This is a genomic window from Streptomyces sp. NPDC043685, from assembly GCF_056436585.1.
On sequence record NZ_JBWKCH010000004.1, the window covers coordinates 89,269 to 106,077 of the forward strand.

The 16,809-nt window shown below is 72.9% G+C and carries 18 protein-coding genes; 7 read left to right on the forward strand and 11 right to left on the reverse strand.

Annotation, left to right across the window (positions count from 1 at the left end):
* Positions 1-15 precede the first annotated feature (15 nt).
* From AC0665_RS13815 to AC0665_RS13830, 4 genes are all read right to left on the reverse strand, one after another.
* Positions 16-657 carry a PadR family transcriptional regulator gene (locus tag AC0665_RS13815; protein ID WP_478705062.1) on the reverse strand — a complete coding sequence of 214 codons (642 nt, stop codon included), beginning with the start codon at positions 655-657 and terminating at the stop codon, positions 16-18.
* Between the two features lie 10 nt (positions 658-667).
* The gene (locus AC0665_RS13820) at positions 668-1,219 is read right to left on the reverse strand and encodes a DinB family protein (protein ID WP_468408612.1); all 552 of its coding nucleotides are present in this window, start codon (positions 1,217-1,219) and stop codon (positions 668-670) included.
* A 116-nt stretch (positions 1,220-1,335) separates the two neighbouring features.
* Positions 1,336-2,799: an aldehyde dehydrogenase family protein gene (locus AC0665_RS13825; protein ID WP_478705063.1), complete on the reverse strand. Its 1,464-nt coding sequence runs from the start codon at positions 2,797-2,799 to the stop codon at positions 1,336-1,338.
* Between the two features lie 104 nt (positions 2,800-2,903).
* The gene (locus tag AC0665_RS13830) at positions 2,904-3,728 is read right to left on the reverse strand and encodes a helix-turn-helix domain-containing protein (protein ID WP_468408777.1); all 825 of its coding nucleotides are present in this window, start codon (positions 3,726-3,728) and stop codon (positions 2,904-2,906) included.
* A gap of 343 nt (positions 3,729-4,071) precedes the next feature.
* Between AC0665_RS13830 and AC0665_RS13835 the strand changes: the two genes are divergently transcribed.
* Complete coding sequence (locus tag AC0665_RS13835) at positions 4,072-4,587, forward strand: ATP-binding protein (RefSeq protein WP_478705064.1); 516 nt, start codon at positions 4,072-4,074, stop codon at positions 4,585-4,587.
* Between the two features lie 83 nt (positions 4,588-4,670).
* Here AC0665_RS13835 and AC0665_RS13840 read toward each other — a convergent pair whose 3' ends face one another.
* The 5 genes from AC0665_RS13840 to rpmG all read right to left on the reverse strand — a co-directional run bounded on the left by AC0665_RS13840 (position 4,671) and on the right by rpmG (position 7,547).
* Positions 4,671-4,886: a DUF397 domain-containing protein gene (locus tag AC0665_RS13840; RefSeq protein WP_283968392.1), complete on the reverse strand. Its 216-nt coding sequence runs from the start codon at positions 4,884-4,886 to the stop codon at positions 4,671-4,673.
* A 790-nt stretch (positions 4,887-5,676) separates the two neighbouring features.
* Positions 5,677-5,910 carry a 30S ribosomal protein S18 gene (rpsR, locus tag AC0665_RS13845; RefSeq protein ID WP_363117588.1) on the reverse strand — a complete coding sequence of 78 codons (234 nt, stop codon included), beginning with the start codon at positions 5,908-5,910 and terminating at the stop codon, positions 5,677-5,679.
* A 5-nt stretch (positions 5,911-5,915) separates the two neighbouring features.
* On the reverse strand, positions 5,916-7,118 hold the full coding sequence (locus AC0665_RS13850) for a CobW family GTP-binding protein (protein ID WP_478705065.1): 1,203 nt from the start codon (positions 7,116-7,118) through the stop codon (positions 5,916-5,918).
* A gap of 4 nt (positions 7,119-7,122) precedes the next feature.
* A complete protein-coding gene (locus tag AC0665_RS13855; protein ID WP_363117586.1) occupies positions 7,123-7,380 on the reverse strand; it encodes a type B 50S ribosomal protein L31 in 258 nt (85 codons plus the stop codon).
* A gap of 2 nt (positions 7,381-7,382) precedes the next feature.
* Positions 7,383-7,547: a 50S ribosomal protein L33 gene (rpmG, locus tag AC0665_RS13860; protein WP_003991959.1), complete on the reverse strand. Its 165-nt coding sequence runs from the start codon at positions 7,545-7,547 to the stop codon at positions 7,383-7,385.
* A 64-nt stretch (positions 7,548-7,611) separates the two neighbouring features.
* On the opposite strand from rpmG, the gene rpmB reads away from it, so the two are divergent.
* The 4 genes from rpmB to AC0665_RS13880 all read left to right on the forward strand — a co-directional run bounded on the left by rpmB (position 7,612) and on the right by AC0665_RS13880 (position 10,018).
* The gene (gene rpmB, locus AC0665_RS13865; RefSeq protein WP_037683940.1) at positions 7,612-7,848 is read left to right on the forward strand and encodes a 50S ribosomal protein L28; all 237 of its coding nucleotides are present in this window, start codon (positions 7,612-7,614) and stop codon (positions 7,846-7,848) included.
* Positions 7,848-8,153 carry a 30S ribosomal protein S14 gene (gene rpsN, locus AC0665_RS13870; RefSeq protein WP_366049005.1) on the forward strand — a complete coding sequence of 102 codons (306 nt, stop codon included), beginning with the start codon at positions 7,848-7,850 and terminating at the stop codon, positions 8,151-8,153. Before rpmB ends, rpsN begins: the two co-directional genes overlap by 1 nt.
* 124 nt (positions 8,154-8,277) lie before the next feature.
* Positions 8,278-8,778, forward strand: a complete 501-nt coding sequence (locus AC0665_RS13875) for a hypothetical protein (protein ID WP_478705066.1) — start codon at positions 8,278-8,280, stop codon at positions 8,776-8,778.
* 712 nt (positions 8,779-9,490) lie between these two features.
* Positions 9,491-10,018: a DUF4232 domain-containing protein gene (locus AC0665_RS13880; RefSeq protein WP_478603521.1), complete on the forward strand. Its 528-nt coding sequence runs from the start codon at positions 9,491-9,493 to the stop codon at positions 10,016-10,018.
* Between the two features lie 45 nt (positions 10,019-10,063).
* Here the strand turns inward: AC0665_RS13880 and AC0665_RS13885 are convergent, their stop codons facing one another.
* A complete protein-coding gene (locus AC0665_RS13885; protein WP_478705067.1) occupies positions 10,064-11,164 on the reverse strand; it encodes a DUF2786 domain-containing protein in 1,101 nt (366 codons plus the stop codon).
* A 98-nt stretch (positions 11,165-11,262) separates the two neighbouring features.
* Between AC0665_RS13885 and AC0665_RS13890 the strand changes: the two genes are divergently transcribed.
* Positions 11,263-12,003 carry a Clp protease N-terminal domain-containing protein gene (locus tag AC0665_RS13890; RefSeq protein ID WP_478603514.1) on the forward strand — a complete coding sequence of 247 codons (741 nt, stop codon included), beginning with the start codon at positions 11,263-11,265 and terminating at the stop codon, positions 12,001-12,003.
* A 90-nt stretch (positions 12,004-12,093) separates the two neighbouring features.
* Entirely contained in the window at positions 12,094-13,797 is a 1,704-nt protein-coding gene (locus tag AC0665_RS13895) for a bifunctional 3'-5' exonuclease/DNA polymerase (protein ID WP_478705068.1), read from the forward strand.
* On the opposite strand, the gene AC0665_RS13900 is transcribed toward AC0665_RS13895, so the two are convergent.
* Positions 13,798-16,740, reverse strand: a complete 2,943-nt coding sequence (locus tag AC0665_RS13900) for an AfsR/SARP family transcriptional regulator (protein ID WP_478705069.1) — start codon at positions 16,738-16,740, stop codon at positions 13,798-13,800.
* Positions 16,741-16,809: the final 69 nt, after the last annotated feature.

Genomic DNA, 16,809 nt, shown 5'->3' on the forward strand with positions numbered 1-16,809 from the left:
ATTCGTCAAACTTGATTAGTCCGCATCCCCGGGGTGCCGCTCCCCCGTCGCGTAGGGGTTCTCCTCGCCGTCGGCCAGGACCCCGACGAACGGGTCGCCCTCGCCGGCGAAGGTGTAGGCGCCGCCCTCGACGCGTGCGACGAGACCGCGGGTCCACTCGGCCTCGGAGTCGGCGGTGTGCACCCACATGTTCATGATCTCGCCGATGTGGCCGAGCTGTTCGGGCCCCTCCTCGGGCACGTAGTGCTCCAGGACGGAGGTCCGCCACTGCTCGATGCGCAGGATCCGCTCCTTCAGCAGCGCGACCGCCTCCCCCCGGGGCAGGTCCACGATGAAGCCGACGGCGGCCGTCTTCATGTCCCCGCGCTGGTCGTAGGTGACCAGCGCCTCACGCAGCAGCCGGAAGTACTCCTCGGTGCCCTGCCCGGTGATCTCGTACTCCGTGCGCGGCGGGCCGCCGGCCGTCGACGGGGCGATCTCGTGCGCGTGCAGCAGGCCCTGCTTGGCCAGCTGCTTCAGGGCGTGGTAGATCGAGCCGGGCTTGGCGGTGGACCACTCGTGCGCGCCCCAGTACTCCAGGTCGTTGCGCACCTGGTAGCCGTGGGCGCGGCCGTGCATACGGACCGCGCCGAGCACGAGGAGGCGGATGGTTGACATGCGGTCCAGGTTATGGCCCGGCCACGACCCGCTGCTCCTCGGCCACCAGTTCGAATGCCGTCCTGCCGTCCAGCGACTCGCGGATGATGTCGGCGTGTCCGGCGTGCCGGGCCGTCTCGCGGATGAGGTGCAGGCAGAGCCAGCGGTGCGAGACCCGGCCGTCCGGCGGGAACCAGGGCTGGGCCGGCAGCGCGAAGGTGTCGTCCAGGCTCGGGACCGAGCGGATGTAGGCCTCCGTCTCGGCGGCGACCTTCTCCCAGTACGCCAGCTGCGACGCGACGGTCTCGCCCTCGACCAGCTCGAAGCACTCGTGCCAGTTGCTCTGGTCCCGCACCACGGCCGGCGGCTCGCCCTTGGCCAGGGAGACCCACATCTGCTCGACCTCGGCGACGTGCTTGACCAGCCCGGCCAGGGACAGCTCACTGGCGCTGGGGCGGGAAGCCGCCTGCTCGTCCGTCAGCCCGAGCACCGCCCGCCGGACGCCCCCGCGCTGCTCGGCGATGAAGGACAGGAGGGCTCCGCGCTCGTCGCCGTGCGCCTCAGCCGGAACGTGAGTGACCATGACCGCCGCCTTTCACCGGTCCGGGGGCCTTTCCCCCTGACAACGACCACGCTACGGACCCTTGCGGTCAGCTTCTGTCCGCAAGGTCCGGCGTGCCGGGCGAAGGCGCGGAAGACCTAGAACGGGAAGCCGCTGCGGCCGTGCTGCACCGAGATCCACTTGGTCGTCGTGAAGGAGTCCAGCATCGTGTCGCCGTTGAGCCGGCCGATGCCCGAGTGCTTCTCGCCGCCGAACGGGACGATCGGCTCGTCGTGCACGGTGCCGTCGTTCACGTGGAACATGCCCGTGTCGATCTGCCGGGCGAAGGCGACGCCCCGCTCGATGTTCCCGGTGTGCACGGCACCGCTCAGCCCGTACGGGGTGTCGTTGACGAGGCGGACGGCCTCCTCCTCGCCGTCGAACGGGACGAGGAAGGCGACCGGGCCGAAGACCTCCTGGCGCAGCAGCGCCGAGTCGGCGGGCACGTCGGTCAGCACGGACGGCTCGACGAGGTTGTCGCTCCGCCCGCCGCGCACCAGGGCCGTGGCACCCTCCGCGAGGGCCTGCTCGACCACACCGGAGACGGCGTCCGCCTGAGAGGAGTTGATGACCGGGCCGATGACGGTCTCCGGGTCGCGCGGGTCGCCCGTCTTGAGGGACTTCACCTTGGCGACGAACTTCTCGGTGAACTCGTCCGCGATCGACCGGTCCACGAGGATCCGGTTGGCGGCCATGCAGACCTGGCCCTGATGGACGTACCGGCTGAAGACGGCCGCGTCGACCGCGTAGTCGACGTCGGCGTCGTCGAGGACCACCAGCGCGCTGTTGCCGCCCAGTTCGAGCACCGAGCGCTTGAACAGCCGGGCGCAGACGGTCGCGACGTGCCGGCCGACCGCGTCCGAGCCGGTGAAGGAGATGACCTTGGGGACCGGGTGCTCGATGAAGGCGTCGCCGATCTCCGCGATGTCGGTGATGACGACGTTCAGCAGACCGCCGGGCAGCCCCGCGTCCTCGAAGAGCTTCGCGACCAGGGAACCGCCGACGACCGGGGTGTTCTGGTGCGGCTTGAGCACCACGGCGTTGCCGAGCGCGAGCGCCGGGGCGACGGACTTGATCGACAGCAGGAACGGGAAGTTGAAGGGGCTGATCACGCCCACGACACCGACCGGCACGCGGTAGACGCGATTCTCCTTGCCGTCCACCGGTGAGGGGATGATCCGGCCCTCGGGGGCCAGCGCCAGATGGACCGCCTCGCGCAGGAACTCCTTGGCGAGGTGCAGCTCGAAGGCGGCCTTCAGACGGGTGCCGCCGAGCTCGGCGACGATGGCCTCGGAGATCTCGGCCTCGCGCTCCTCGATCAGGCGCAGCGCCTTCTCGAAGACCGCCCGGCGGGCGTAGGGGTTGGTCGCCGCCCACTGCTTCTGGGCGCGGGCGGCGGCCCGGTACGCCTGATCGACCTCGTCGGCCGTGGCTATGGTGATCGACGCCAGCTTCTCGCCGTCGTACGGGTTGAAGTCGATGATGTCCCAGGAGCCGGTACCCGGGCGCCACTCACCGTCGATGTACTGCTGTGCAAGGTCGGTGAAGCAGGACGACGACATGTGTGACCCCTCGATCCCTGGCAGGCCTCTGATCGCGCCTTCACGATCTGATCACACGTCATCGTACTGATGTTTCAGGCGAGTTGAAGGGGTCCTTCGGGCCTTCAGGAGAGCTGGAGGAGCCCCCGCAGGACGTCCCGGCTCTCCGAGGGGCCCGGGCTCTCGCTCTGGAGCTCCTTGAGCGCCCTCTCGTACTGCGCGACGTCCTCGGCCTTGTCCAGGTACAGCGCGCTGGTGAGCTGCTCCAGGTACACCACGTCCGACAGGTCGGACTCCGGGAAGCTGAGGATCGTGAACGCGCCACTTTCGCCGGAGTGACCGCCCATGCTGAACGGCACCACCTGGAGGCGCACGTTGGGCCGCTCGGAGATGTCGATGAGGTGCTGGAGCTGGCCGCGCATCACCGCGCGGTCGCCGTAGGGGCGGCGCAGGGCGGCCTCGTCCAGGATGATGTGGAAGTCGGGAGCGCGCTCGTCGACGAGGTGCTTCTGACGCTCCAGACGCAGCGCGACCCGGCGCTCGACGTCGGCCTCGCTCGCGCCCTGCATGCCCCGCCGGACCACCGCGTGGGCATACGCCTCGGTCTGCAGCAGTCCGTGCACGAACTGCACCTCGTAGGCCCGGATCAGCGACGCCGCGCCCTCCAGGCCGACGTAGGTCGGGAACCAACTGGGCAGCACGTCCGAGTAACTGTGCCACCACCCCGCGACGTTGGCCTCTTTCGCCAGGGACAGCAGGGAGGCGCGCTCCTGCTCGTCCGTGATGCCGTACAGGGTCAGCAGGTCCTCGACGTCTCTGGTCTTGAAGCTCACCCGGCCCAACTCCATCCGGCTGATCTTCGACTCGGAGGCGCGGATCGAATAGCCCGCCGCCTCGCGCGTGATGCCCCGCGCCTCACGCAGTCGCCTGAGTTGTGATCCGAGCAGCATGCGCCGCACCACCGATCCCGGCTCTCCCGCGCTCACGTTCGCCAGCCTCCCCAACGTCTCCAGGGGCCGCAGTCTGCCACTAAAACACTCCGAGCAGTACTCGTCCGGTTACGGAAACGGAATCCAGTCGGTCGGCGCTCGCGCGGGGGAGCAAGAAAGAGGCAAGCGAACGACCAAAGGGAGACGCGAAGATGACGGAAAAATTGGCCAACAAGCGGTACGGGACGTCGCAATCCGGTCACGTGCACGTGCATCTGCCCTTGCATCTGCTGTACGCATCCGAAACCATGGTGCCGCACCACCGCCGCATCGCACCGACCGCGAATTCCCGGGAGTGCCTCGCATGGGGACGAATGGATCGACCATGCTCGAGCCGTTACGGCAGGGCCTTCCGCCGCTGGATCCCGCGGCCGTGTCCGACGCCGCCTCCTGCGCCCTTCCCGCCCGCTACGAAGCGGTGCGCGAGGCACGGCGGTTCACCCGAAAGACCCTCGACCGGTGGGACATGGGCGACCGGTTCGACGACGTCTGTCTGGTGGTCTCGGAACTCGTCACCAACGCCCTGCGGCACGGTCTGCCGGCGAACAGCGCGTGCGCCGGGGGCCGTGAGGCTCCCGTACGGCTGCACCTGATGCGGTGGACCGAGCGGCTGGTGTGCGCGGTGCGCGACCCCAGTCACGACAGTCCGGTGGCCCGGGAGAGCGACGACTTCTCGGCCGAGTCGGGCCGCGGGCTGTTCCTCGTCGACTCCTTCAGCGACAGCTGGGGCTGGCATCCGCTCGCGGGCGCGCTCGACGGCAAGGTGGTCTGGGCGCTGTTCCGGCTGCCGCGCTCCGGTACCCGGCCGCACGGGGAATGAGACACCGCGGCGCTTTCTCGCGCCGCGGTTCTACGCGCGTCACCGCGCGGCGCACACCTGACGGCCCTGCGGATGCAGGGCCTTCATCCCACCAGGTGGTCGAACTCACCGTCCTTCACCCCGAGCAGCATCGCCTCGATCTCCGCACGGGTGTAGACCAGCGCGGGGCCGTCGGGGAAGCGCGAGTTGCGGACGGCCACGTCTCCGCCCGGCAGCCGGGCGAACTCCACGCACGAGCCCTGCGAGTTGCTGTGCCGGCTCTTCTGCCAGGCCACACCGTGCAGCCCGGCGGCCGCCATACCGTTGTACACGTCGTGGTCCACAGGTCGCTCCCCGGTGGTGCACTGGCTGGTGTGGCCATTGATGCAGTGGTCAACTGACCCGGATCATAGCTCTGTTCATGTGCAGATGCAGGGGCAGATGCACGTGCACGCGGGGTGGTCCCGCGGTTACAGCCCTGGCCCCGCTCGACCGAAGTTCTTGACTGTTTGACGGCTTCGGCCCGCCTCACGTTCCCCCGGCGCGCGGCGAACTCGCCCGGTCCGGGAGAGGCCGGGTGGAGGCGGAGCATCCGGTCGACGGCCGGACGAGGGGCCGGGCGGGGGGCCGCACCGAAGAAGCGTGAGCTGGGGCGCGGGGCCCGGCCACGGCCGTTCGGCCGGCCGACCCGCATCCGGAAGACGGCCCCGGCCTGCGGGTACGGGGAAAATTGGGCCGGTCGCAGGAGGGCGGGGTCCTCCGCGTGACCGGTACCGCGCTCGGCCCATCGCCGGACACGCGCCCGGCTCCCGGCCCCGCCCACCCGGTCGGCAGACGCGCCCGGGGCACTGCGGCGGAGGGCCTCCGCGCGACCGCCCGGCCGACGTCGGGCCCGGTCCCGACGGTCCGCCGGGGGCTGCGGCCCGGGCCGCGAGAGCCCGCTCGCCGGAGCTCCCGCTGCCCGGACGGGGGACCTGCCGGTCGTCAAGCGTGGGGAACGTCACCCGGGGCGGGGGCCCCTGGGCGGGAGGCCGGTTCTGCGCCGGGGCATGAGGAGCTGAGGTCCCCGAGGCGACGGGCGACGGGTGTCTCAGCTCCTCCAGGCGGGGATCAGCGGGCGCTGTAGGGCAGCAGGGCCATCTCGCGGGCGTTCTTGATGGCCCTGGCCAGTTGCCGTTGCTGCTGGGACGACACCCGCGTGACGCGGCGGCTGCGGATCTTGCCGCGGTCGGAGATGAACTTCCGCAGCAGGTCGGTGTCCTTGTAGTCGATGTACGTGATCCCGGCCTGGTCCAGGGGGTTGGGCCGGTCCTTGGCGGGTTTGCGGTCGGGCTTGCGCGGCATGGGGGTCAGACCTCCAGGAGGGTGTCGAAGGCGTGCGGCAACCGCTGCCAGGCATCGCGCCCGGCGGCGTACTCGGCGTCGGTGAGCAGGCAGGACTCCAGCAGCCGCTCCAGACCGTCCCCGTCGAGGCCGGGCGAGGTGAAGACGAGGTGCTGGCCCCGGTCGCCGTGTTCGGGGTGCCAGTCCAGCGCGGCGGCGGCGCGGCGCACCGGCGGGACCATCTCCCAGGCCGCGTCGGGCAGGGAGGCCAGCCACGGGCCCGCGCTCTCGACGCACAGGGCCCCGCCCGCCGCGTCCCAGTGGAACAGCGTGTCGGGCTTGTCGGCGAGCCAGAACCGGCCCCGGCTGCGGGCGGCCGCGCAGGTCAGGTCCTCCAGCGCGGCGTAGAGCCGCTCCGGGTGGAAGGGACGGCGGCGGCTCCAGACCAGGGTGGAGACACCGTGCGCGTCGGCCTCCGCGGGAAGCAGGGCGCAGGCCGGGTGCTGGGCGGCGGCGGCCGCCTCGACGTCGAAACCGGCCAGGGCGGCCTCGGCCAGGGACGACAGCGGGCGCCGGCGGGGGGCCGGCACCGTCAGACCGTCCCCGGCCGGATCCGCGGGAGCCTCGCACCCGATGGGGGCCAGGCGGGCCGTCGGGTGCAGTTGCGCGAGCAGCTCGCGGTCCTCGTCGTCGGCCTCCGGGGAATCGGCGACCGCGAGGACGGGGGCGTACTCCAGCTGGCGTGCGAAGGTGTCGGCCACCGTGCGCTGGTCGGTCGCCGCCGCGGCGAGACCGCCGTCGGCCAGGTCGTCGCCGTTGCCGAGGTACGGCAGGACCAGGGCCGGGTCGACGGCGGTGATCACGCCGCTCACGGTGAGCCCTCCGGCCGTGACGACCTCGGCCATGGCCTTGGGCTCGACGGAGTCCCACAGTTCGACGATCGCGAGCCGGGTGGCCCCGGCGTCGCGCAGCCGCTCCAGCTCCGGCACCAGGTCCTCGCGCAGGGCGCAGCACGCGCAGTCGTTGACGAGCGGCGCCTCCCCCAGGTCGAGGAGGCCGGAGGCGTCCCTGACGGTCCGTACGACGGTGCCCGCGGCGGCCGTCGACAGGTCGTGGTGGAGGACGACGCTGCCGGGGACGTCGGCGAGCAGCCGCGCGACGGCCGCCCGGCGGGCGTCGGCGTGCAGCCCGCCGACGATCACGACGGGGAGCCCAGGAGGGACGGCCACCGGGTCAGCCCTTCTTTCCGTACCGGCGCTCGAAGCGCTCCACGCGGCCGGCGGTGTCCAGGACGCGGGCCGTGCCGGTGTAGAAGGGGTGGCTGACGTCGGAGATCTCGACGTCCACGACCGGGTAGGTGTTGCCGTCCTCCCACTCGATCGTCTTCTCGCCCGCCGTGGCGGACAGGGTCGAGCGGGTGAGGAAGGCGTAGTTCGCGGCACGGTCGCGGAAGACGACGGGCCCGTACTGCGGGTGGATTCCCTGGCGCATGGTCAGCGCTCCTCTCGGAAGTCGACGTGGCGGCCGGCGACCGGATCGAACTTGCGCAGGGTGAGCCGGTCCGGGTCGTTGCGGCGGTTCTTGCGGGTCACGTAGGTGAAGCCGGTCCCGGCGGTGGACCGGAGCTTGATGACCGGCCGGAGTTCGTTGCGTGCCATGCCGCTATGATACTGAAAATGAATCCCATTTCCATTGCCTGAGCAGAGAGGTACGTCACCACCCATGTCCGCGCACTGCATGCTGACCGGCGCACAGCCGGGTTTCGGCAACCGCATCTCGCACTCCCACCGGCGCACGTCGCGCCGGTTCGACCCCAACATCCAGTCCAAGCGCTACTGGCTGCCGAGCGAGGGCCGGTACGTCCGGCTCCGGCTGAGCGCCAGGGGGATCAAGACCGTCGACACGATCGGGGTCGAGGCCGCCGTCGCCCGGATCCGGGCCCGGGGAGTGAGGGTCTGATGGCCAAGAAGAGCAAGATCGCCAAGAACGACCGCCGGCAGGAGATCGTCGCGCGGTACGCCGCCCGGCGGGCCGAACTGAAGGAGATCATCCGGCGGCCGTCGTCGACGGAGGCGGAACGGCTCGCCGCACAGGCGGAGCTGCGCAGGCAGCCGCGCGACGCAAGCGCCACGCGCGTGCGCAACCGCGACCAGGTGGACGGCAGGCCGCGCGGTTACTTCCGGGCGTTCGGGCTGTCCCGGGTGAGTCTGCGGGAGCAGGCGCACGCGGGGTATCTGCCCGGGGTGCGCAAGTCGTCCTGGTAAGAGGCGTTCGCAGAGGCTCTTGACGGCCCCTGGTAGCTTGCTGCGATCGTTCCGGCCACGGGGCGGAGCCGGTGCCGTCCGGGCCGGCCGCCCGGCTACAGCTTGGGGGCTTGCAGTGACTTCGGTGATCTTCTCGCGCCGCTCCGGCGCCGTGCGTGTCGCGGCGGCGGCCGTGGGGCTGGCGGGCGTGCTCGCGCTGAGCGCGTGCAGCAGCGACGGCGACTCGGGCGACGACTCGGCCTCCGGCCCGTCTCCGTCCGCCTCGGCGTCCGCCGACACGGGTGGCGACTCCGGTTCCGGGAAGCCGGCGGCCGGCGAGCTGGAGGGCAGCTGGCTCGCGACGACCGGCGGCAAGGCCGTGGCCCTGGTGATCACCGGCAAGCAGGCCGCGCTGTTCGCCACCGGCGGGAGCGTGTGCAGCGGCACCGCGGGCGAGGAGTCCGGGATGCGCATGATCCGCCTGAAGTGCACGGACGGCTCCAAGGACCGGGCGAGCGGCATGGTCGACTCCGTGGACGGGAGCAGCCTGAAGGTCACCTGGGAGGGCGGCCTCGGTGCGGAGACCTACCGGAAGGCCGAGGGCGGCAAACTCCCGACGGGCCTGCCGACGGCCGGCCTCGGCTGACCCGGGTCCTGGGCGGCAGGCGGGCTGCCCCTGCTTGGGGGCGGCAGCCGGGCTGCCCCGAGACCCGGACGGCAGCTTGGCTACCTCGATCTTGGACGGCGGCCCGGCCGACCCGAAACCCGGGCGGCAGCCCGGTTGTCCCGGGTCCAGGACGGCAGCCGGGCTGACCCGGTCCCGGACGGCAACCCGGCCGACCCAGACCCCAGGACGACAGCCCGGCTTACCCGAACCCAAAACAGCAGCCCGGCTGTCCCGAACTTGGGCCTCGGCCGGCTGACCCGAACCCGCACGACAGCCCCGCGGCCCCGGATCCCAGACGGCAGGCCGACGTACCCCGGTCCCGGACGACAGCCTGGCCGACCCGGACCCCGGACAGCAGCCCGGCTGTCCCCGAACTTGGGCCTCGGCCCGGCTGACCCGAACCCGCACGGCAGCCCAGCTGCCCCGGACCCCTGACGGCAGACCGACTTACCCCGGTCCCGGACGACAACCCGGCTGACCCGAACCCGGACAGCAGCCCGGCTGACCCGAACCCCGGGCGACAGACCGGCTGCCGTGCGGGCGCCGTGCAGGCGGGCCGTGGGGCGACTCGGGCACCGTGGACCGTCCGGCGTTCGGGGGAATCGTAGGGGGTGCGTGCTCCTGCCGCAGTCGCGTGCGTGATGATCCAGGGGCCCGATGCCGCTTCCGTTCGACACGTCCAGAGGACCCCATGCGCACCCTTCCCCTCACCCTGGCCGCCGCCCTCGCCGCGACGGTCCTGCTGACCGGCTGCAGTGACGACGCCTCCGGTGGTGGCGACGACGTCAAGAACGCGGACCGGCCGAGCGATGCGGCCTGCGCGCTCGGCGACATGGGCGTCGAGGTCGGCGCGGGTGCCGCCCCGGCCGCCGGGGACACCGGCACCGTCACCGTCACGCTCACCAACAAGGGCGCGACGTGCACGCTGAAGGGCTTCCCCGGCGTGGACCTGCTGGCCGGCGACAAGACGACGTCCGTCTCCCCCGACGAGGGCGCCAAGGCCCAGTCGCTGACCCTCGGGAAGGGCGGCACCACGTCCTTCACGATCACCTACGTCCGGGGCGAGGCGGGCTCCGCCAAGAGCCTCGACGTGCGCAAGGCGTCCTTCACCCTGCCCGGAGACACGAAGACGGCGCATGAACTGACGTGGTCCTACGGCGAGGTCGACTGGACGACGCACAAGCCCTCGGTGAGCGGCTTCGAGACGTCGGGCGACTGACGGCAGGGGCGCAACCGGACCGAACCGGGCGGAGGTCACGGCCGGTCAGCGCAAGGGCGGCCGGTGCCGGACCTGGGCCCGGTCCGCCGCCCGCGCGCCCTCCGTCCAGCCCGCCTCGTCCCGGACCGCACGCAGCCGGGTCGTGGTCGTCTCGGGGAACATGTGGTCCAGCCGCCCGGTGACGGCGACCTCGCGGGAGGCGAGGACCGGCAGCAGGTCGTCGGTGACCTGGGTCTGCGCCGCTGCGGTCAGGCGGGTGCCGATGCGATGGGCGTAGGCCGCGAGGAACGACTGCCGGAAAGTCTTCGTGCGCTTGCGGCCACCCGCCCGCTGCGCGGCCTCCGCCTTGGTCATCGCGCTCATGGCCTGGACGAGCAGTGAGGTGTAGAGGAGTTCGACCGCCTCCAGGTCGGTGTCGAAGCCGACCACGGTGGAGAACCCGAGCGGCTCGTTCCACACCGCCCGGCAGTGGTTGGCGCCCGCGACGGCGTCCAGCAGCACCGCCTTGGCCTGCTCGTACGGTGGCTCGACCCCGATCCGGCAGGCTCCGGGCGTGTCCGGCGAGGGCGCCCGCGCCGCGAGCAGCGCCTCGTCCACACTGTGCCGGGCCATCAGCTCCTGCGCCTTGGCACTGAGCGCCTCGGCCTCCTCCGGGAACCCGGTGGCCTCCGCCTTGGCGAGCAGGGCACGGATACGGGTGAGCATGCGGGACTCGGTCCGCGCAGGCCCGGGCGCCTCGTCCAGGGCTTCCAGTGCCGGCAGCCGCAGCAGCAGCCGGTACAGCTCCAGCACGGCGGTGGCGTGCGAGAAACGGTCGGTCCGGGGCGGGGCGGCGCCGGGCAGGTCCGCGAGCTGCGCGCTCCAGCGGCGGCCGCGGGGTCCGTCGTCGGGCACCTGGGCGCGGATCAGCTCGGCGGCGAGGAGCACGTGGACGTCGTCCAGCTCGCGCCGGACGATCCGCACGACATCGGCCGGCTGCCAGCCGCGTCGCCAGGCGCTCGCGATGAACTCCTGCCCTCGGCGCACGAGTTCGGCGTCCGCCGCCGGGTCGGAGGCGAGCAGGGACGCGCCGGTGTCGAGGGCGCTCTCGCCGGTCGCGTAGAGGGCCGCCGCGAAGGCGCGGTCGACGGTGCTGGACGTACTCACGGGCCGATGGTGCCACGCCGTGACGGAGGGGCCGGAACCCGGCGACCGGGTGTCAACTCAAGGTTGACACCCTAGAGGGCGCAACCTACGGTTGACACATGACGAACCCCGACACCACGTCATCCATCCGTCTCGACGACCTCATCGCGGCCATCAAGAAGGTCCACGAGGAACCGCTGGACCAGTTGCAGGACGCCGTGATCGCCGCGGACCACCTGGGCGACGTGGCCGACCACCTGATCGGCCACTTCGTCGACCAGGCCCGGCGCTCCGGCGCCTCCTGGACCGAGATCGGCAAGAGCATGGGCGTCACCCGGCAGGCCGCCCAGAAGCGGTTCGTGCCGAAGGAGTCGGCCGACCTCGACCCCAGCCAGGGCTTCAGCCGCTACACCGTGCGCGCCCGGAACGTGGTCATGACCGCCCACAACGAGTCCAAGACCGCGCGCAACGCCGAGGGCGTGCCCGAGCACCTCGTCCTCGGACTGCTCGCCGAGCCCGAGGGCCTCGCCGCGAAGGCGATCGTCGAGCAGGGCGTCTCGCTCGACACGGTCCGCGAGGCGGCGACGGCGGCGCTCCCGCCCGCCGTCGACGAGGTCCCGGAGCTGGTGCCGTACGGCCAGGCCGCCAAGAAGGTCCTGGAGCTCACCTTCCGCGAGGCCCTGCGCCTCGGCCACAACTACATCGGCACCGAGCACATCCTGCTCGCCCTGCTGGAGCACGAGAACGGCGAGGGCGTCCTCAGCGGCCTCGGCGTCGACAAGGAACGCACCGAGCGGTACGTCGCCGCGGTGCTGGAGAAGATCGTGCGGGCGCAGAAGGAGGCGCTGGAGGAATCCTGATCGCGCGGACGCGGAAGGGGAGGCTCTGGAGGTCCTGACGGCGGCCCGCCGCGACGGGGCGTTGTCAGACCCCCCTGGCACACTCGCAGCATGGCCGACCGGTGGGCACTCGCTCCGGCCGAGGACGGTGGCGTGGACGTCGCCCCCCTCGGTCCGGACGGGCTGCCCGCCGGGCCGGTGCGGCGGGAGGCCGATCCCGCCGAGGCCGTCCGGAGCCGTCCCGGCGTCACGCGGTGGGTGTGGCGGTCCACCGCCGAGGTCTACCCGCGCCTGCTCGCCACGGGGGTGCGAGTCGAGCGGTGCTACGACGTCGAGGCCGCCGAGACGCTCCTCCTCGGCCACGAGGGGCGGTACGGGGAACCACGCTCGGCCGCGGCCGCCCTGGCCCGGCTGCGCGGCGGCCCCGTACCGCCCGATCCACCGCAGCGCTCCGCCGAGCCGGGCTCCCAGTCCTCCCTGTTCGAACCCCGGGGCGTCCCCCTGCCCCTGCCGGACCTCCTCGCGGTCTACGCCGAGCAGCAGCGGCGGCACGCGCGCGCCGAGCATCCGGAGCGCATGCGGCTGCTGACGGCCGCCGAGTCGGCGGGCATGCTGGTGGCCGCCGAGATGAACCGCGCCGGGCTGCCCTGGAGCGCCGAGGTGCACCGCGCGCTGCTGCACGACCTGCTGGGCGAGCGCTATGCGGGCGGCGGCGAGCCACGCCGGCTGGCCGAGCTGGCCGACGAGGTGTCCGCCGCGTTCGGCAGACGGGTCCGCCCCGACCTGCCCGCAGACGTGGTCAAGGCCTTCTCCCAGGCCGGCATCAAGGTCTCCTCGACCCGCCGCTGGGAGCTCCAGTCCGTCGACCACCCGGCCGTGAAGCCCCTGATCGAGTACAAGAAGCTGTACCGCATCTGGGTCGCCCACGGCTGGTCCTGGCTCCAGGACTGGGTCCGCGAAGGCCGGTTCAGACCCGAGTTCCTCGCGGGCGGCACGGTCACCGGGCGCTGGGTCACCAACGGCGGGGGCGGGCTCCAGATCCCCAAGGTGATCCGGCGGGCCGTGGTCGCCGACCCCGGCTGGCGGCTCGTCGTCGCCGACGCCGACCAGATGGAACCGCGCGTCCTCGCCGCGATCTCCCGCGACCCGGGCCTGATGGAGGTGGCCGGCCGGGAGAGCGACCTGTACCAGTCGGTCTCCGACCGCGCCTTCTCCGGTGACCGCGACCAGGCCAAGCTCGCCGTGCTCGGCGCCGTCTACGGCCAGACCTCCGGCGACGGCCTGAAGAACCTCGCCGCGCTCAGACGCCGCTTCCCCAGGGCGGTGGCGTACGTCGACGACGCGGCCCGGGCCGGTGAGGAGGGCCGGCTGGTGCGGACCTGGCTCGGCCGGACCTGCCCGCCTGCCGCCCGGGGGACGGACGACGCGACCGAGGAGGCCGGCATCCCCTCCGCTGCCGCCGGGGACGACGAGGGGTCCGACACCGCCGGCGCCGCGTGGGTCCCCGGCTACGCCTCCACCAACGCCCGCGCCCGCGGCCGCTTCGCCCGCAACTTCGTCGTGCAGGGCAGTGCGGCCGACTGGGCGCTGCTGCTGCTCGCCGCGCTGCGCAAGAGCTGCGCCGAGCTGTCGGCCGAGCTGGTCTTCTTCCAGCACGACGAGGTGATCGTGCACTGCCCCGAGCGGGAGACGGAGGCGGTGGTGGCTGCCATCCGCGAGGCGGCGGCCCTGGCCGGGCGGCTGACCTTCGGCGAGACGCCGGTCCGGTTCCCGTTCACCACGGCGGTGGTGGAGTGCTACGCGGACGCCAAGTGATCAGGCGGAGCAGGCCAGCAGCGCACGCAGTTCGGTGACCACCGAGCGCTCGTCCGTGCCCTCCAGCGCCGCGAGCGCCGAGCCCCACTGCGCACGCGCCTCGCCGAGGCGCCCCCGCTCGCGCAGCAGCAGTCCGTGCTGGTGGCGGGCGAGAGCGCCGGTGTAGCGGTCGGCGCGGGCATCGGCGAGGACGAGCAGTTCGGCGCACTCGCGGGCGGCCCTGCGACCACGGCCCAGCAGCCGCAGGGCGCGCACCAGACCGAGCCGGGCCCGGGACTCGCCGTGCCAGTCGCCGTGCCCGCCGAGGATGCGCAGGCTCTCCTCGAAGTGCGGCAGAGCCGCGGCCGGTTCACCGAGCCGCAGATGCGCGTACCCGATGTTGCGGTGCGCGGAGTGCCGCACGATCACGGCGTCGATCTCGTCCCCGAGGGCGAGCGAACGCCGGTGCTCCTCGATCGCGGCCCGCGGGTCGGTGTGCTCGAAGAGGTTGCCGAGGTGGCTGTGGGTGACGGCCTCGCCGTACGGATCGTCCAGCCGCCGGGCGTACTCAAGGCTCCGCTTCAGCGCCTCGCCCGCCTCGGTGTGCCGGCCGAGGCCGTCCAGCAGCAGGCCGCGGTTGTTGAGGCAGCGGCGGATCCAGGAGGGGTGGTCCAACCGCCGCCAGATGACGAGCGCGAGGTCGTTGAGGGCGAGGGCCTCGGTGTGCCGGCCGGTGAGGAAGCGCAGCCCGGCGAGGTCGACCAGCGCGTACGCCTCCGCCGCCGCGTCACCGAGCCGCCGTGCCACCCGCAGCCCGGCCGGCCCGAGCACCTCCATCTCGGCGACGCGGCCCCGGCGGTGCACGTAGGGAACGATCAGCCGGACCAGCGTGCAGACCAGGCCCGCCCGCCGCTCGCAGGGGTCGTCCGCGTACCGCTCGACGAGGGTGACGACGTTCTCCAGCTCACCGTCCGCCCAGGCGAAGGCCTCCTCGGGGCCGGTGAAGGGGGCGACGGTGCCGAGGTGGGCCGGGTGGCCGCCCGGCCGGCCGGTGGTCGGGCGGCGGCGGTCGTCCTGGTCGGGGCCGGGCTGCACGATCGCGGCGAGCACGCGTTCGGCGACGGCGGCGTACCAGTGCAGTGCCGTGTCGACGCAGGCACCGGCGTCCTCCTGGGCGGCGAGTTCACGGGCGAAGTCACGTACCAGGTCGTGCGGGGCCCAGCGGCCGTACGTGGTCTCCTCCAGCAGCGCCACGTCGAGGAGCCGGTCCAGGGCGGCCTCGGTGCGGGCCTCGCCGATGCCGGTGAGGCGGGCGAGCAGGGGGGCGCCGTACGCGGGCAGGTCGAGCGCGCCGATGCGGCGCAGGGTGCGGGCCGCGTCCCGGTCCGCCTCGCGCTCGGAGGCGGCGAGCGCGTCGTGGGCGACGGCCAGGGAGCGCCGGACGCTCAGGTCGTCGTACTCCAGGTGGTGCAACCGGCGGTCGGCATCCGCGAGTTGACCGGCGAGGACGTCCGGGGACAGAGCCCGCCGGGCGGCCAGCCGCGCGGCGACGACACGCAGGGCCAGCGGGAGACGGCCGGTGAGGGCGACGAGGCGGCGGGCGGCGTCCGTACCGTCGAGGCCGTCGCGGCCCGAAGCGGCGCGCAGGAGTTCGGCACCCTCCTCCTCCGACAGCGGAGCGAGCGGGAACCGGGCCGCGCCGTCGAGGGCGGCCAGCGGCGAACGGCTGGTGACGATCACCCCGCATCCGGCACCGCCCGGCAGCAGCGGACGCACCTGCGCGGCGCTCACGGCGTCGTCCAGCACCAGGAGCGTGCGGGTCGGCGCGAGCAGCGAGCGCAGCAACGCGGCCGCGGTGTCCGGCTGTTCGGGGATGCGGGAGGGCTCCGTGCCGAGGTCACGCAGCAGGGCGGTGAGCGCCTGACCGGGGGTGAGGGGGGTCATGCCCGGGGTGGCACCGTGCAGGTCGAGGTGGAGCTGCCCATCGGGGAAACGTTCCGCCAAACGGTGGGCCACCTGGAGCGCGAGGGCGCTCTTGCCGACACCCGCCATACCGCTGATGACGACGACGGGATGCGGATCGGGCGCCGCGAGGACGCGGTGGAGGCGGTCGCGTACGGCGGTGCGGCCGACGAAATGAGGTGGTGGCGCGGGCAGTTGAGCCGGCGAGGGCACCGCTTCACGTGTTTCCGCCGGGCTCCCCTCCCCCGTGGCCCCCCGCAGTACCTCCACATGGGCCTGACGCACCCCCGGGCCCGGCTCGACGCCGAGTCGGCCGACGAGGCGGGTGCGCAGGTCTCGGTGGACGGCCAGGGCCTCGGCCTGGCGACCGGTGCGGTGCAGGGCGAGCATCAGCTGCCGGTGGAACACCTCCCGCAGCGGGTGCTCGTCGGTCAACGCGGCCAGCTCCGGCACCAGTTCACGCAGACGTGGGCCGCCCAGCGCCAACTCGGCGTCGTAGCGCCACTCCAGGAGCATCAGCCGGGCCTCGCGCAGCCGCTGCGCGAGGGCGTACCCGCCCGCCTCGGGGGGCAGCCCGGCCAGCGGCGCACCCCGCCACAGCGTGAGCGCGGCCTCGCACTCACGCACCACCCGCTCCCAGTCCCGCCCCGTGTGCGCGGCACGCGCGGCGGCGACACGGGCGTCGAAGACGTGAACGTCCAACTCGCCCTCGTCGAGCCTCAGCACGTACCCGGACGGCACGGTGCGCAGCCGCTCGGGATCATCGAGCAGCCGCCGCACCCGGGCGATGTGATTGTGCAGCGAGGCCTGGGCGGAAACGGGCGGCGCCCCGCCCCACAGGGCGTCCTTGAGTGACTCGACGGAGACGACGCGCCCCGCGTCGAGGAGCAACACGGCCAGCAGCACACGGGACTTGGGGCTCGCGACGGCCCTGGCCGCGGCCGGGCCGCCACCCCGGACGTCGTAGAACAGCGCAGGCGGCCCCAGCAGCCCGAATCGCATACCCCCGTGCCCCCAGCCCTGACGAGTTTCCATCCCCACGCAGCGGATTTCCGCCACCTCGGCCCGCGC

Coding starts and splice junctions, on each gene's coding strand:
- AC0665_RS13815 (WP_478705062.1), bottom strand. CDS start 657: ATGTCAACCATCCGCCTCCTCGTGCTCGGCGCGGTCCGTATGCACGGC.
- AC0665_RS13900 (WP_478705069.1), bottom strand. CDS start 16,740: ATGCGATTCGGGCTGCTGGGGCCGCCTGCGCTGTTCTACGACGTCCGG.
- AC0665_RS13890 (WP_478603514.1), top strand. CDS start 11,263: ATGACGAACCCCGACACCACGTCATCCATCCGTCTCGACGACCTCATC.
- AC0665_RS13825 (WP_478705063.1), bottom strand. CDS start 2,799: ATGTCGTCGTCCTGCTTCACCGACCTTGCACAGCAGTACATCGACGGT.
- rpsN (WP_366049005.1), top strand. CDS start 7,848: ATGGCCAAGAAGAGCAAGATCGCCAAGAACGACCGCCGGCAGGAGATC.
- AC0665_RS13835 (WP_478705064.1), top strand. CDS start 4,072: ATGGGGACGAATGGATCGACCATGCTCGAGCCGTTACGGCAGGGCCTT.
- AC0665_RS13840 (WP_283968392.1), bottom strand. CDS start 4,886: ATGGCGGCCGCCGGGCTGCACGGTGTGGCCTGGCAGAAGAGCCGGCAC.
- AC0665_RS13880 (WP_478603521.1), top strand. CDS start 9,491: ATGCGCACCCTTCCCCTCACCCTGGCCGCCGCCCTCGCCGCGACGGTC.
- rpmB (WP_037683940.1), top strand. CDS start 7,612: ATGTCCGCGCACTGCATGCTGACCGGCGCACAGCCGGGTTTCGGCAAC.
- rpmG (WP_003991959.1), bottom strand. CDS start 7,547: ATGGCACGCAACGAACTCCGGCCGGTCATCAAGCTCCGGTCCACCGCC.
- AC0665_RS13855 (WP_363117586.1), bottom strand. CDS start 7,380: ATGCGCCAGGGAATCCACCCGCAGTACGGGCCCGTCGTCTTCCGCGAC.
- rpsR (WP_363117588.1), bottom strand. CDS start 5,910: ATGCCGCGCAAGCCCGACCGCAAACCCGCCAAGGACCGGCCCAACCCC.
- AC0665_RS13895 (WP_478705068.1), top strand. CDS start 12,094: ATGGCCGACCGGTGGGCACTCGCTCCGGCCGAGGACGGTGGCGTGGAC.
- AC0665_RS13820 (WP_468408612.1), bottom strand. CDS start 1,219: ATGGTCACTCACGTTCCGGCTGAGGCGCACGGCGACGAGCGCGGAGCC.
- AC0665_RS13830 (WP_468408777.1), bottom strand. CDS start 3,728: ATGCTGCTCGGATCACAACTCAGGCGACTGCGTGAGGCGCGGGGCATC.